Origin of the sequence: Gemmata palustris, from assembly GCF_017939745.1 — a bacterium.
Classification (GTDB): Bacteria; Planctomycetota; Planctomycetia; order Gemmatales; family Gemmataceae; genus Gemmata; species Gemmata palustris.
Genome location: NZ_JAGKQQ010000001.1, coordinates 1994617 through 2009310 on the forward strand (window position 1 = coordinate 1994617; position 14694 = coordinate 2009310).

Annotated in this window: 10 protein-coding genes; 6 read left to right on the forward strand and 4 right to left on the reverse strand. The window is 64.6% G+C overall.

The window, feature by feature from the left end; genetic code table 11:
- The first annotated feature begins 36 nt into the window (after window positions 1-36).
- Window positions 37-1449 (forward strand): DUF1501 domain-containing protein, encoded by a 1413-nt coding sequence (locus tag J8F10_RS07885; protein ID WP_210653291.1) that lies wholly within the window; start codon window positions 37-39, stop codon window positions 1447-1449.
- An 18-nt stretch (window positions 1450-1467) separates the two neighbouring features.
- Here the strand turns inward: J8F10_RS07885 and J8F10_RS07890 are convergent, their stop codons facing one another.
- Together J8F10_RS07890 and J8F10_RS07895 are read right to left on the reverse strand one after the other, a co-directional pair.
- Window positions 1468-3351 carry a WD40 repeat domain-containing protein gene (locus J8F10_RS07890; protein ID WP_210653292.1) on the reverse strand — a complete coding sequence of 628 codons (1884 nt, stop codon included), beginning with the start codon at window positions 3349-3351 and terminating at the stop codon, window positions 1468-1470.
- A complete protein-coding gene (locus J8F10_RS07895) occupies window positions 3348-3941 on the reverse strand; it encodes a sigma-70 family RNA polymerase sigma factor (RefSeq protein WP_210653293.1) in 594 nt (197 codons plus the stop codon). Before J8F10_RS07895 ends, J8F10_RS07890 begins: the two co-directional genes overlap by 4 nt.
- A gap of 289 nt (window positions 3942-4230) precedes the next feature.
- On the opposite strand from J8F10_RS07895, the gene J8F10_RS07900 reads away from it, so the two are divergent.
- The 5 genes from J8F10_RS07900 to J8F10_RS38600 all read left to right on the forward strand — a co-directional run bounded on the left by J8F10_RS07900 (window position 4231) and on the right by J8F10_RS38600 (window position 12248).
- Window positions 4231-5016 carry a glycosyltransferase family 2 protein gene (locus J8F10_RS07900; RefSeq protein WP_210653294.1) on the forward strand — a complete coding sequence of 262 codons (786 nt, stop codon included), beginning with the start codon at window positions 4231-4233 and terminating at the stop codon, window positions 5014-5016.
- Window positions 5017-5048: 32 nt separating this feature from the next.
- Complete coding sequence (locus J8F10_RS07905; protein WP_210653295.1) at window positions 5049-6692, forward strand: hypothetical protein; 1644 nt, start codon at window positions 5049-5051, stop codon at window positions 6690-6692.
- A gap of 146 nt (window positions 6693-6838) precedes the next feature.
- The gene (locus J8F10_RS07910; RefSeq protein ID WP_210653296.1) at window positions 6839-7768 is read left to right on the forward strand and encodes an HDOD domain-containing protein; all 930 of its coding nucleotides are present in this window, start codon (window positions 6839-6841) and stop codon (window positions 7766-7768) included.
- A gap of 134 nt (window positions 7769-7902) precedes the next feature.
- Window positions 7903-9525: an AMP-binding protein gene (locus J8F10_RS07915; protein ID WP_210653297.1), complete on the forward strand. Its 1623-nt coding sequence runs from the start codon at window positions 7903-7905 to the stop codon at window positions 9523-9525.
- Window positions 9526-9608: 83 nt separating this feature from the next.
- Window positions 9609-12248 carry an SMP-30/gluconolactonase/LRE family protein gene (locus J8F10_RS38600; RefSeq protein WP_246523049.1) on the forward strand — a complete coding sequence of 880 codons (2640 nt, stop codon included), beginning with the start codon at window positions 9609-9611 and terminating at the stop codon, window positions 12246-12248.
- A gap of 93 nt (window positions 12249-12341) precedes the next feature.
- On the opposite strand, the gene J8F10_RS07925 is transcribed toward J8F10_RS38600, so the two are convergent.
- Window positions 12342-13493: a prenyltransferase gene (locus tag J8F10_RS07925; protein ID WP_210653298.1), complete on the reverse strand. Its 1152-nt coding sequence runs from the start codon at window positions 13491-13493 to the stop codon at window positions 12342-12344.
- Between the two features lie 294 nt (window positions 13494-13787).
- Window positions 13788-14648, reverse strand: a complete 861-nt coding sequence (locus tag J8F10_RS07930; RefSeq protein WP_210653299.1) for a hypothetical protein — start codon at window positions 14646-14648, stop codon at window positions 13788-13790.
- Window positions 14649-14694: the final 46 nt, after the last annotated feature.

The window sequence follows — 14694 nt, forward strand, 5'->3', positions numbered from 1 at the left end:
GCCGCCCTTGCGGGCGGGGTTCGCCCGGGAGCAACGATGCCGACGTTCTGTAACACGCTCGCACCCGCCGTTTCCCGGCGCGACATGCTGAAGCTGTCGGCGAACAGCTTCGGGCTGCTTGCGCTGGCCGACATGCTCCACGCGCGCGAAGCGAAATCCGCCTCCGCCCTCGCGCCGCGACCCACGCACTTCGCGCCAAAAGCGAAGCGCGTGATCTTCCTGTTCATGCACGGCGGACCGTCGCAGGTCGATACGTTCGACCCCAAGCCAATGCTGAAGAAGCACCACGGCAAACCCTACCCGGGACAGAAGCCGCGCGTGCAGTTCGCCGCGACCGGGAACCTCCTTCAGTCGCCTTGGGAGTTCCGGCCCGGGGGCGATAGCGGCATCCAGGTGAGCGACCTGTTCCCCGAGGTCCGCAAGCGCGCGGACGACCTCTGCGTGATCCGCTCGGTCCACGCGGACAACTCCGCGCACGGCGGCGCGCTCCTTCAACTGCACACCGGGAGCGACACGTTCGTCCGGCCCAGCATCGGGAGCTGGGTCACTTACGGCCTCGGTAGCGAAAATCAGAACCTGCCCGGGTTCATCACGCTCTGCCCCACGCTGGGGCACGGCGGGTTACAGAACTGGTCGAGCGCGTTCCTGCCGGCCGCGTACCAGGGCACACCGATCGGGCACTCGGGCATTCCGGCCAAACAAGCCACGGTGAAGGACATCGTGCCCGCGGCCGCCCCCGAACTCCAGCGAATGCAGCTCGAACTCTTAAAAGAAATCAACACCAGTCACTTCTCGAAGAGCGGACCCGACGCGGCCCTCGAAGCCCGCATCGGGTCGTTCGAGCTGGCATTCCGAATGCAGGCAGAAGCCCCGACGGTCACGGACCTGTCGAAAGAAACCGTGAAGACGCGCGAGAGCTACGGTATCGGAGACGGCAAACCGACGGACAACTTCGGGCGCCAGTGTCTTACGGCCCGGAGGCTGGCCGAAGCCGGCGTGCGGTTCATTCAATGCACCCACAGTTACAAGTGGGACCAACACGACAACTTGAAGAAGGACCACACGAAGAACGCGCTGGAAGTGGACAAGCCCATCGCGGCGCTCTTGGCCGACCTGAAGCAGCGCGACCTGCTGAAAGACACACTCGTGTGGTGGGGCGGCGAGTTCGGGCGCACGCCCGCGGCGCAGGGCGGCGACGGGCGCGACCACAACCCGCACGCCTTCAGCATGTGGCTCGCCGGAGGGGGAGTAACTGGGGGCATGGTCCACGGCGCGACCGACGACTTCGGTTACTACGCGATGGACAAGAAGGTCCACATGCACGACCTGCACGCCACGATCCTGCACCTGCTCGGGCTCGACCACGAAAAGCTGACGTTCAAGCACGCCGGGCGCGACTTCCGCCTCACCGACGTGAAGGGAAACGTGGTGAAGGAACTGTTCGAGTAACTCTCGGCTCGGTTGAGGTCACTGAATTTTGGCACCCAGGAGCGCCTCGTTCACGTCCCACACCGCGACCGGCGCGCCATTGGCAACCGTAACGAGTTGCGTCCCCGTAGGGTGGAACGCGATCGACCGAACGACGCGCCCGCCCGTTTCGATGAGTTGCGTCTGCTGAGCGGTTTCGGTGTGCCAAAGCCACACGTGGCCGTCCGGCGTCCCGGCCGCGAGGCGCTTACCATCAGGCGAGAACGCCAAGCACGTCAGCACGCGCTCGAACCCGGTGATCGATCGCAACAGCTCGCGGTTTCGCACGTCCCAAAGTTGAATGACGCCGTTGAAGCCGACCGCGAGTAATCGCCCGTCGTCCGAGTAGGCCAGCGCGGTCAGCGGCTTCTTCGGTGTGGAGAGCGCGGAGAGCCGGTCACCGGTCGCGGCATCGAGCAGAGCGATCTTGTTGTTCGGGCTGCGGCTCGGGTCGTTCAACCCGACCGCGAGCACGCGCGAATCGGGGCTGGCGGCGATGCACCCCACGTTCTCGTCGAACTCGCGCACGAACCGCTCGTTCCCGGTTCCGCCGTCGAAGATGCGGACGCGCTTGCTCGGCTTCGGTTCAACCAGCGCGAGCCAGGACGCATCCGGCGCCGCGGTCCACAGTCGCGCTTCGTTCGGGCGCACGTTGATCGCCGCGTGTTCCCCGCCGTCGGGGAGGGTGCGAACCAGTACGCGGTCGTCCTTCTCACCGCGGAAAGTGATGAGGAGCTGCTTGTTACGTGCGAACGCGGCCTGCCCCTCGAGCCTCCGAACGTAAAAGCTGAGTTCGACGGGACCGGTCGGGGTCCAGCGCGTGAACGCGCGCCCGTTCGCGGTCCACACCTCGGAGCCGTCTGGCGAAAAGATCGCGTCGCGGTAACCGGGTACCGGGGCCGTGAGCGTGCGCCTTGCAACACGGTCCACGTTCCACGACTGCTCGATGTGAACTTTGTCAAAACCCGCGTTCACGACGGCCGAGCCGACCCCGACCAGGACCGGCTTCGGAGTGGCGGCGCGGACCAGTTCCACCTTCCCGCGCTTGATGTCCACGCGGGCCGAATCGGGGCCGGCCGAAGAAACAATGAACAATCCGCTCCGCGCGAACACTTCCGCCACCGGCGTGCCCACGACCATGTGTCTGTTATCAGATTGCTGCGGGACCGCGGCCGTGAGTTGCCCCGCGGCCAGGAACAATTGCGACTTGGTCGCGTTCTCCGGCGCGCTGGCCCGGAACCGCACAACGGAGTCCGGTTCGATCTCGAACCGCGAGTTATCGGAGAGCACGTCCACGACCGCGAGGCTGTCATCACCCACGGTGCGAAGGGTGAACCCCGCGGGAAGGTCGCCGCCCTCCTCTGTGGGAATCGCATCACCCGCGGGGTTGAGCACCTCGACGAACCCCGCCTTCCGCGACAGCTTGGCGAACGCCCGTGTCTCGGGAACTGCCGCTTCGTCGCGCTTGGGCTGAACAACTTCCGCGGGTTTGGTGCCCAACCACACAACGAGCACGATCGTGGCCGCACACGCGGTCAGCGCAACCACTCCGGCCCACCTCCGGCGCTGCGGACGCGATTCAGCCCGCGGCACCGGCGCGAGTTCCGAACGCGCGGCCCATGTGGGTGGCGCTCGGTCGGCGATTTCGGCCAGCACCGCGTCGGTTGTGCGCTCGGTCTGGAATTCTTGTACTCGCGCGAGCGTCGCTTCGGAGAGATCGAAGCCCGTGCGGAGCCCGCGGAGTTCCGCTTCGAGTTCAAGCAGCGCGAGGTGTTCCGCTTCCGCGTCGGGATCGGTCGCGATGAGGGCGTCGAGTTCCGCACCCTCGGCGTCGCTGAGAGTGTGGTCGAGCAGGCGCAGGGTGAGTTCGGTGATGCGAGTCATGCGTCGGTTAGCTTATTTTGGATGCACGCGCGGAGCCGGAACCGAATGCGGGAAATCATTCGCTGCACGGCTTCGGGCGTCTGCCCCTGCTCCTCGGCGATGGCCTCGAAGGAAAGGCCCTTCTCGTACCGCAAGTTCACGAGTACAGCGTCACGCGGCGGGAGCTGATCCCGGCACCCGCGGAGGGCCTCGACGAAGTTCTCAGAATCGTCGTTCGCCGAACCGGATTCGGCCCGGAGGCGCTCCGCGAGCCGCTCGCGGTACACGGCCAACCGCCGGTCCTCGCGCCCCGCGGCCCGGAGCTCTTTCCGCAAGCGGTTACGTGCGACGGTCCGCACCCACGCGCCGAAGTCCGTACCGGGAGCGTACTGGTCCAGGTGAAAGTAAGCGTCCACGAACACTTGTTGCACGAGATTTTCGGTCGCGTCGCGGTCGCGGAGCACGGCCGCGGCGATGCGCCACACGCTTTCCTGGTACAGGCGCACGAGCCCGGCGAACGCCGGGGTGTCACCGGCGAGCACGTCTGCCACAATCCGGTCGGCTTCCAGTGTCGCCGGTCCGGTCTGTTCCGAGTCGTGTTCCACAATCACCAAGAAGAACCCCGCTGACGGGCGCGCCCAGACACACGAAATTGCGTTCGCGCTGTGATTTTGCGCCCCCCAGCAACCTGCGAACAATCAACTCGTTCGCCAAAATGACCCGAATTCGGTGCCGCGTCGATTCGCGCGAAGCCGTCCGGCGCGGATTTAACCCCGCATTTGGTCCAAAATCAGCACTTTTCGCCGGCAAACGGGCCGGGCCGGTCGCGATTGACCCGGCCGCGCACTTCCCCTATAACCCCGCGTCGCCCCTACCCCGAGCCGGCGGGTTTCGTTCACTATGGCCCCGCTCCTCACAACTGTTTGCGGCCCCGCCCACCAGCCGACCGAGGCGTGGGACCACGCGCCCCCCGTGCGCACCTGCACGGTCACGCTCGTCGTGCCGACTCTCAACGAGATCGACGGCATGAGGGCGATCATGCCGCTCATCCGCCCCGAATGGGTGGATCAGATCATTATTCTGGACGGCGGGTCCACCGACGGCACGGTCGAGTGGGCGCGGGCCAACGGCTACGAGGTCCACGTCCAGAGTGAACCCGGTATCCGCCAGGCGTACATGGAAGTGCTCCCGAAGGTGCGCGGGGACGTGATCGTCACCTTCAGCCCGGACGGGAACAGTATCCCCGACCTGCTCGTCGACCTCGTCACCAAGATCGACGAGGGGTACGACATGGTGATCGTGTCGCGCTACAAGCCCCCCGCGAAGAGCACGGACGACGACTGGGTGACCGCGTTCGGGAACTGGCTGTTCACGCGCACGGTGAACCTGCTCCACGGCGGCCGGTACACCGACGCGATGGTGATTTACCGGGCGTACCGCACCCGCCTCGTCCGCGAACTGGAACTCGACCAGGACCGGTGGTACCAAACGCCCGAGCGCCTGTTCGGGTGCCGCATCAGTTGGGAGCCGCTGCTCTCCGTGCGCGCGGCCCGCCGGCGCCTCAAAGTGGCAGAGATTGCGGGTGACGAACCCCCTCGGATCGGTGGCGAACGCAAACTCCGAGTGATCCGGTGGGGCGCATCGTACTACTTCCAGTTCCTCCGGGACTTCTTCCTCTGGCGCTGAGCGCCGAAATCACCTATTGAGGCGCGCCACGGATGATTCGCCGACTCGCGGAATGGACCCGAACCCCGATCGGTCGGCGGACCGTCACGGATCTTTTGGTTCTCGCCGGCGTGTTCGGGTTCGTGATGATGGCCCACGCGCCCTCGCTCAAGCACCCGCCCCGCGCGGACCAGTGGTGCTACCTCGTCGATGCGATGAACGACCACTCGTTCTTCGACGCCCTGCGCCACACGTACTCCTATAATCGCACGCGGCAGATGATGCCGGGCGACACCGACTTGTTCCGGCCGATCCTGTTCGCTCTACTCGCAGCAGAAAAGACCGCGTTCGAGGGCAATCTCGCACTCACACAAGGGTTCGGCATCGCCCTCCATTGTGCCACCTGTGTACTGTTCTTCGTGCTACTGCGTCAGATCGCGAATATCGTTCGGCCACCGAGTGAGGGCTCGGCCACATCCGACCCCGGACGCGACTACCTCATCTACGCCACGCTCGCGTTCTTCGCGCTCAACCCGTGCGGTCAGGAACTCGTCATCTGGAGCCACCTGCACGGTTACTTGCTGTTCCTGCTATTTCTCCTCGGGTCCGTGAGCTGTCTGTTCCGATACGCAAGCGGAGTGCAAAATGGCACCCCCGCACGCGGATACCTCTGGGGGACGTGGGCACTGGCACTTCTTTCGGCGTTCACTTACGAGTTGGGCCAACTCTACGCCGTCCTTGCCGGTGCGTTTACGGCGGCTGTGCTGCTCCCACAAATCGGAAAGAAGCGCGCGGCACTCGTGATTGCGGCGTTCGCGTCGATCATAGTCATCTACCAAACAACGAACCGAATCGACCTACACGCCCACCGCGGAAACTACGTCGCCGACAATCTGGGACCGGCCATCGTGGACCAGGCGCTCACGCGCGCGACGCTGGAACACTCCGTGCGCTACGGGAGCTACACTGCGGTCCAGCCGTTCTTCCCCTCGCTGGTCCAGACGACGTACAGCGGGCAGCGCCTCCAGATCGCAGAGAGCCTGGAGTGGAAGATCCGGCTGCGGTTCCTGTCGCCGGCAGTGGCAACATCGATCGCCGTACTCGGGGCCGCCGTAATCCTGGGACTTGTGGGTCTGTGGCGACTCGTTGGCACACGGGCACGGTTACCGCTGCTCACGTTGTTGTTGCCGACCGTGCTGTACGCCGCTTACGGCGCGATGACCGTACTCGGCCGAATGAACATGCGCCCCAGCCCGTTTATCCTCAGTTCGAACTCGTACTACGCCTACACTGCGCTGCTGTTTGGGCTGCTGGCAGTGTCGGCCGCGTGGTTCGCGGTCGGTTCGTGGGGTGGTCGCATTCGCACCGGGTTGGTGATCGGACTTCTCGCCCTCAGCACCCTGGGGGCCGAGCACATCCGCGATGCAAACCTCACTGTAACGCAGCAAGAACAAGAACTGACCCGCGCGTTACGGGCCGTCCAAACGTTCGTGGACGCACACCGGCGCGAACCGGGCTTCAGCTTCGAGATCGATTACGCAGCGTCCGATCCCGTGGTGAAGATCCACAACCGCCGCACCACGCAGATCGTGTTTAACGAATGGATGTCCGCGCCCCAACCGCGGTATCGAGTCACGATCCGGGACGGTAAAATCCAAATCCAACCCGCTTCCGTTGCGTCCGCGCCTGCCCGATAGTTTTCGAGGTGCTGTGGGATGCGACAATAACAATCCGCAAGTCGTAACAACGTAATAATTTATCTCGTCGTCGGTTCGCGCGGGTTTGCTCGCGGTGCGAACCGATTCTACGTTTGGGGCACACAACGCTGAAGGACAGCACCCCAATGCCCGTTCTCTCCCACCCAAAACCCACCGACCGCGCACCGATTCCGTGTACCCGGGACATCGTCCTGTCGGACCTGGAGCGCGTCGAATCGTACCCCATGCTGTCGGACTCGGCCGTCCGAGCGGCGGCCCTGGCGAGCACCCCGGACGCATCGGCGGCCGAGGTCGCGGCCGTCATCCGCCGGGACAGTGTACTCACGGCGGCCGTTCTTCGTGTCGCGAACACGTGGACGTACCGCGGACGGGCGGAAGTCGGGGACGTGCTTCAGGCCGTCCTCCGAATCGGGCTGAAAGAGTGCGCGACCCTGGTTTGCGCGATCGGAATGCGAAACCTGTACAAGAGCCACCCGCCGGAAGTCCAGAAGCGGTGCGACGTGTTGCTCCGGCACTCGCTGTTCGTGGCCCAGGTCGCGGCGGGGCTGGCGCGACTCACCGGGGCCGAATTCGAGGGAACGGAGTTCACCGCGGGGTTGCTGCACGACATCGGTCGGATCGTAGCCACCGTCAAGGTGCCCGAAACGGCCGAATCCGCGGACCCACTCGATTTCCGTGAAGACGATGACACACTCGCCCATGAGCGGAACGTGCTGGGCATCGACCACTGTGCCATCGGGTACCAGTTCGCGACCCAGAACTCGTTGCCCGAGCCGGTCGTTCGGGTGATCCTGAACCACCACCGGCCCGGGGAAGAGAAGCTCCACCGCGAACTCGTCGCTCTCCTTTCCGCGGCTGATGCGCTCGCCAACTACGTTCAGGACAAACACAAGGTCGCCGGGTTCGAGCCCGCGCGCCACTCGGCCTTCGCCATCCTGGTGACCGGCTGGCCCTCCGACCGCAAAGCGAAGTTCCGCAGCGCGTTCCCGGGCACGGTCGTCCAGGCGCTCCGGGACACCCGCGCGATGCTCAAAGCCTTCACACCCAGCGAGTGAACGGCCAGCGGATCGGGTCGGCCCCGCGGGGCGAACGCCTCATCGCTCGCAGAGCGAATCACGAGCGCCTGTAGACTTTCGCGAACCCGATCGGCACAATCGGGCTATTCTCCTGTCGCGAAAGCGAGCCCGCGATGCCGCTCCCCTCCTATGCGCACGGCGCGTCCCCGGTTCCGCTACTCGGCGAAACGATCGGCGCGAACTTGCGTCGGACCGTCGAGCAGTTCGGCGGGCGCGATGCGCTCGTCGTGCGGCACCAGAACTTCCGCGCGACCTACCGCGAATTGTGGGAGCTGGTCGCGCGCGCAGCCTATGGATTGATCGCGCGCGGGGTGAAAACCGGTGATCGCGTCGGGATCTGGGCACCCAATCGCTTCGAGTGGGTCGTGCTGCAATACGCGACCGCGCGCATCGGCGCGATCCTCGTGAACATTAATCCTGCGTACAAGGCCACCGAACTGGAATACGCGCTGAACAAGAGCGGCGTCGCCCTGCTCTGTTTGGCCCGCGGGTTCCGGCAAACGGATTACCTCGCGATCTTGAACCAAGTCCGCGACCGCTGTCCCGCGCTGCGTGCGGCACTCGTCATCGACTCCGAATGGGACGCCCTGCTCGCGGGCGCAGAAGCGACCAGCGAAGAGCGGCTCACAGAGATCGAAACCAAGCTCCAGTTCGATGACCCGATCAACATTCAGTACACGTCCGGCACGACGGGCTTCCCCAAAGGCGCGACGCTGTCGCACCACAACATCCTGAACAACGCCTTCTTCACCGCGGAGGGCCTCGGCTACACGGAACGCGACCGCGTCTGCGTGCCGGTGCCGTTCTACCACTGCTTCGGAATGGTGCTCGGGAACCTCGCGTGTACCACCCACGGCGCGTGCATCGTCGTGCCCGCGGAGTCGTTCGACCCGCTCGCGGTGCTGGAAACGGTTCAAGCCGAGCGCTGCACGTCACTCTACGGCGTGCCGACCATGTTCATCGCGGAACTCAACCACCCGCGGTTCGGCGAGTTCAACCTGTCTTCGCTCCGCACCGGTATCACCGCCGGCGCGCCGTGCCCGATCGAGGTGATGAAACAGATACAAACGCGGATGCACATGCGCGAAATCACCAACGTGTGCGGCATGACGGAAACGTCACCGGCTTCAACACAGACCGGCCGCGACGACCCGCTCGAAAAGCGCGTCGCGACCGTCGGGCGCCCGGTTCCCCACGCCGAGATCAAGATCATCGATCCCGCAACGGGAGCCGTCGTTCCGCGGGGCGTGCCGGGCGAGCAATGTACGCGCGGGTACATGGTGATGCTGGGCTACTGGGACGACCCGGACGCGACCGCCCGCGCCATCGATTCCACCGGGTGGATGCACACCGGCGATCTCGCGGTCATGGACGACGAGGGGTATGTGAGCATCGTCGGCCGGCTCAAGGACGTCATCATTCGCGGCGGCGAAAACGTGTACCCGCGCGAGGTCGAAGAGTTCCTGCACACGATCCCCGGCGTCGCGGAGGCCCAGGTGATCGGCATCCCGTGCCCGAAGTACGGCGAAGAGGTCATGGCCTGGGTGCGGCTCCAGATCGGTGCGATCCTGACCGGAGACGACCTCTTCCTGGCCTGTCACGGGCGCATCGCAACGTACAAGATCCCGCGCCACTGGAAGTTCGTAGACACCTTCCCGATGACCGTTACGGGTAAGGTGCAGAAGTTCCGCATGCGCGAACTCGCGACCGCAGAACTACGCGGTGCGAGCGCGTAGAGAGCGCTTGCCTTTCGTGGAACCACAACCGACAATCCACCGATTCCTACCTCACTCGCTCGTCCCACGCGCAGAGTCAGCACATGACCCCGATCGTCTTTTCCGCCCTCGTCGCGCTCGCGACCGCCGCTCCACCGCCGACCGAGAAGATCGACCACTGGGTGCCCGCGACCGCGCACGCGATCCCGAAAGAAACGGCCCCCGAAGGCGAGGGCTATTTCTCGATCATCGAGGGGCACAACGGGAAGCTCTACATCGGCACGCACGCGAACGGCGTAAACGCCTGGCTCGTCGAGTTCGACCCGAAAACGAAGCAAATGAAGGTGGTCGTCGATTGCCACAAGGTGATCGGAAAAGACCTCAAGGGGTTCGGTTCACAGGCCAAGATCCACACGCGAAACAACGTCGGTGCGAGCGGGAAAATCTACTTCGGCACCAAGCAGGGGTACCCCGACAAGTCCGAGACGCGCGAAGACTACCCCGGCGGGTACCCGATGGTCTACGACCCGAAGACCGGCGAAACGAAGGTGTACGACATCCCGGTGAAGCACCACGGGATCAACAGCATCACGCCCGACGAGAGCCGCGGAGTCGCGTACATTTCGACGTGCTCGGACGGGCGCCCCGGACCCGGCGAAAGTTCGATCTTCCTCGTTCTCGACCTGAAGACGGGCAAGTACCGCGAACTGATCGACACAAAACACATCTACGGCTTCATCGTGCTGGACCACCTGGGCCGCGCCTATCACCCGCTGTTGGGCGGCGAAATCGCGCGCTACGATCCGAAGACCGACAAGCTCGACAAGTTGAAGCAGACCATCGACGGGAAAGAGCCGAAGCTCGATCCGAACCTGGTGGAGCAGCCGCGAGGCCACCCCATTAATTGGGACACGTCGCCCGACGGCAAGACGCTCTACTGCGTGCCGATGAGCAGCAACCACCTGTACGCCTACGACCTGACTGCCGCGGGCGACACGCTCCCGGGGCGCGACCTCGGCCCACTCGTGCCAGGCGCAAAGGGGACGGATTGCAGGGCGATGTGCGTCGGGCCGAAGGGGGACGTGTGGGTTTCCGTCACACGATCGAGCGCGTGGGGAATCAACCTGCACCACGCGGTGAGCTACGCGCCCGGCACCGGGGCACCCAAGGATCACGGGCCGGTCGCAATTAAGAACCCCGATTACACCGCGTTCGTGGGGAAAGACGGCAAACCGCTCCCGTACCACGCGGGCACGTTCAAAACGCCCGAAGGCGTCACGACTTCGCGCTACGTTACGCTCGGCGTTTGCCAAACGAAGGCGGGTGGTGTGTATGTGCTGATGCTCAGTCCGTACACGGTGCTGGAACTCGCCCCCAAAGCCGTCCCGACCGCGAACACGTCCGAAAGCAAGGACGAACTGTTCGTTGCGAAGCCGCTTACCGAGAAGAACAGTTTCACACCCGGGATCGAAGGCCCGGCGTGCGACGCGGCCGGGAATCTTTACGTTGTGAATCTGAAGAAGAACGGCGACATCGCGCGCGTCACGCCCGACGGCAAAACGGAAGTGTTCGTGGAGCTACCGAACAAGAGCGTCGGGAACGGCATCGTGTTCGACAAGAACGAGTTCATGTTCGTAGCGGATTACACAGGGCACAACGTCCTCAAGATCGACCCGAAGACGAAGAAGATCGAGGTATTCGCCCACGAACCGACCATGAACCAGCCGAACGATCTCGCCATCGCGCCGGACGGCACCCTGTACGCGAGCGACCCCAATTGGGGAAAAAGCACGGGTCAACTCTGGAAGATCAGCACGAACGGAAAAATCACGAAAGTGGCGAGCGACATGGGCACCACGAACGGCATCGAGGTGAGCCCGGACGGGAAGCTACTCTACGTTAACGAAAGCGCGCAGCAAAACGTGTGGTCGTTCCCGATCAAGACGGATGGGAGCCTCGGCGAAAAGACGCTCCTGAAGAAGTTCGACGACCACGGCTTCGACGGCATGCGCTGCGACACCGCCGGCAACCTGTACATCACGCGATACGGTGCGGGTACGGTGGTGAAGCTCTCCCCGGAGGGCAAAATCCTGAAGGAAATCGCCGTGTTGGGCAAGCAGCCGAGCAACATCTGCTTCGGCGGCCCCGACGGTCGCACCGCTTACGTAACTGAGGTGGAGTTCAACCGCGTCGTGCAGTTTCGCGTTGATACTCCGGGGCTCGCGTGGGAGCGGGCACAGAAGCTCGAACCGGGAACGGTCGAACTCTTCAACGGCAAGGATCTGACCGGGTGGGGCTACAAGTCGGGTGACAAGTTCGAGTCGTTCGACGGCAAAATAGAAGCGTCCGACAAGCGCTACACCGCGAAGGACGGCGTTCTGACCGTGAACCCCGGGAAGGGACTTCAGCAACTCTGGACCGGTGCGAAGTTCCCCAAAGACTTCGAGCTGCGCCTGGAGTTCCGCGCGGCGGTGAACGCGGACAGCGGGCTGTTCGTTCGCGGACCACAACTCCAGGTGCGGGACTACTTCGTTGCCGGGCCGTACAAGGAACTGAAAAAGTACAAACCCCAAGACTGGAACGAAATTGTGGTCGTGGTGAAGGGAGAGGTCGCGTACTGCACGTGCAACGGCGAAGTGCTGGAGGCGAAGTTCAAGCTCCCCGCGACCGGTCCCATCGGTCTGGAAGCGGACCGCGGGCAGATGGAGTACCGTAAGATCCGGCTGAAAGAGCTCGCAAAATGATCGAATCCCGTGGGTGAGTGTGCGCACCGAACCACGACATCGACCGGAACGTCGTCGCTTCTTCCCCAAAGAAGGGGAAGAGGCCCCGCCGCACTACTTCTGCAAAATGGGGAGATAGTTGTTGGGCAACTGGAGCACGATGAGGCTCATCGCGGTGGCGTAGGAGGTGCCGTGGAAGTGGTCGCTCCAGGTGCCGCCGTTGGCCCGGGCGCGGCCCAGGAGCTCGTCGCGGATCGCCGGGAACCAGGTGCGCCAGTAGTCGCCCCCGGCCGACCACATCGCCAGGGCCGCGTAGTACTGGCCGTAGTAGTAGTGCGCCGGGGGCAGCTCGCGCTGGTTGAACTGGCGGTTGGGCGTGAACTGCTGCAGGTACCGCAGCCCGCGCTCGATGGCCGCGTTGTTCGCCTTCTCGTCCTCGGGGATGCTCGCGCTGTACAGCCCGACGACCGCCGCGGCGCTCCGCGCGAACGCCGACGGCCCCGTGCCCTTGAAGTAACTGAACCCGCCGTCGGCCACCTGGCACTCGCGGATGTACTTCGCGCCGCGCCGCACGACGTCCTTGCGCACGAACACGCCCGCGTTCCGGGCCGCGCGCAGGCCCATCATCATCGCGACCGTCACCGACACGTCCGCGAACGGGGCGTTGGGCTCGTACCGCCACCCGCCCTCGGTGTTTTGTGCGCTCACCCCGAACGCGGTCGCCTTCTCGAGCACCGCGCGCACGCGCTTCTGGCGCTGGGCCTCGGGCAGCATCCCGCACACTTCCGCGAGGAACAGGCTCGCGAACCCGTGGCTGTACATCGCGCTGGGCTGATTGCTGATGCGCCCGAACTGGTTGTCGCTCAGAAACCCGGGGTTTGTGCCCGCCACCAGCCCGGTGACGTAGTCGACCACCCTGCTCACGTTCTTCCCGAACTTCCCGCGCCCGGGCTGGTGCCCGGCCCCGAGCAGGGCCAGCCCGCTCAGCCCCGTGATCCCCGCCGTGGCCCCGCCGATGCGGTCCCCGAACGACCCGTCGGCGCCCTGGCTCTGCGCGAGCAGCGCGAGCCCGCGGTCGATGGCCAATTGCGTGTCCGGGGTGATGAACTCGGCGCCCGTGTCCGACCGCGGGGCGGCCGGTTCGTCCGCGCGCGGTCCGCCGCCCGGTTGGGCGAACCCGCCCAGGTGGAGCGCGGCCACGGACCCGCCCACCGCCGTTGCCCGGAAGAAGTCGCGCCGCGACACGGACCGCAGGGGGTTACGCATGAATCGGGAACCTTCGGTGGGCACGCTTCGATTGTATACCGGGTTCGGGCATTACGCCGAACGTGTTGTTTACATTTGCGATGGTGCTGTACCTGGGAGTATTTGTTTTTGTAGGGTGGGTCAAGGCTCTGCGCAGGCCCACCATCTCCCTGCGAACTGAAGCACGACCCGTGGGCCGCCGTTTCCTGATGGACGCCACCCTGAAAAGGCAGACCCGTGGCCATACTGAGAGCTGAAGCACGACTGGTGGGCCTGCGCGAAGCCTTGACCCACCCTACAAAACTACAAAACAAATCACTTCTTCGGGTCGCCGGGCTTCATGCCTTTTTCCGAGAGCGACGAATAGTACAGCCGGAGCAGTTCCGCGTACTTCGGCGTGAAGTCTTCCTTGTAATACTGCGACATCTGCTGGCGGAGCTTGTCCGGCAGGTGCCCCCACACGTCCTTCGCGACGTCCTCCTCGAACGGCAGCGACGGCTTGCCGGTCTTCGCCGTGCCCATCGGGTTCCCGCCGGTCGTACCCGGGGGGCCTTTCGGCTCGGTCCCGCCCTTTTTGGGGTCGTTCTCCGACTTGTTCGGCTCCTTCGCGTTGCCTCCCGGCTCCTTTTTGGAATCGTTCATCGGATCGCCCATGCGCGGCTTGCGCCCCATCGGCTGTGAGTCCCCCATCCCGCCGCCCATTGGGGGCGGATCACCCATATTCATACCGCCCATCGGCATGTCGTTTTTCATGGGCGTGTCGTTCTTCATCGGCATGCCCGTGTTCATCATCGGGTCTTTCTTATCGCTCTTGTCTTTATCCTTGTCCTTCTCTTTGTCTTTATCCTTGTCGGGCTGCGGGGGCGGCGGGTTCTCCTGCTGGTTGATGAGTGCATCGATGTCGGACAGGATCTTGCCCTGGGTCTTGCGCGTGTCGGTGCCCGTATCGGTCTTCGCGAGCTTGTCGCCGACGTCCTTCGAGTTCTCGATGATGCGCTTGACGGTGACGGCCGGGTCTTCGCCCTTCGCGGGCGGTTCCGGGGGCGGGACCGGGTCGCGGGTACCGTCGGGCCGGATCTCGCGGGGCGGCGGGGCGACGGGCACCTCGGCCCCCGCCCGCGCGTTCGCGAGGGAACCCACCGCAGCGAACAGCACGAGAAACGAGACGCGGTTCATGGGTCACCTGCTGTAAGGTCGAGCGTGAGAAAGTACAAACGAGCCG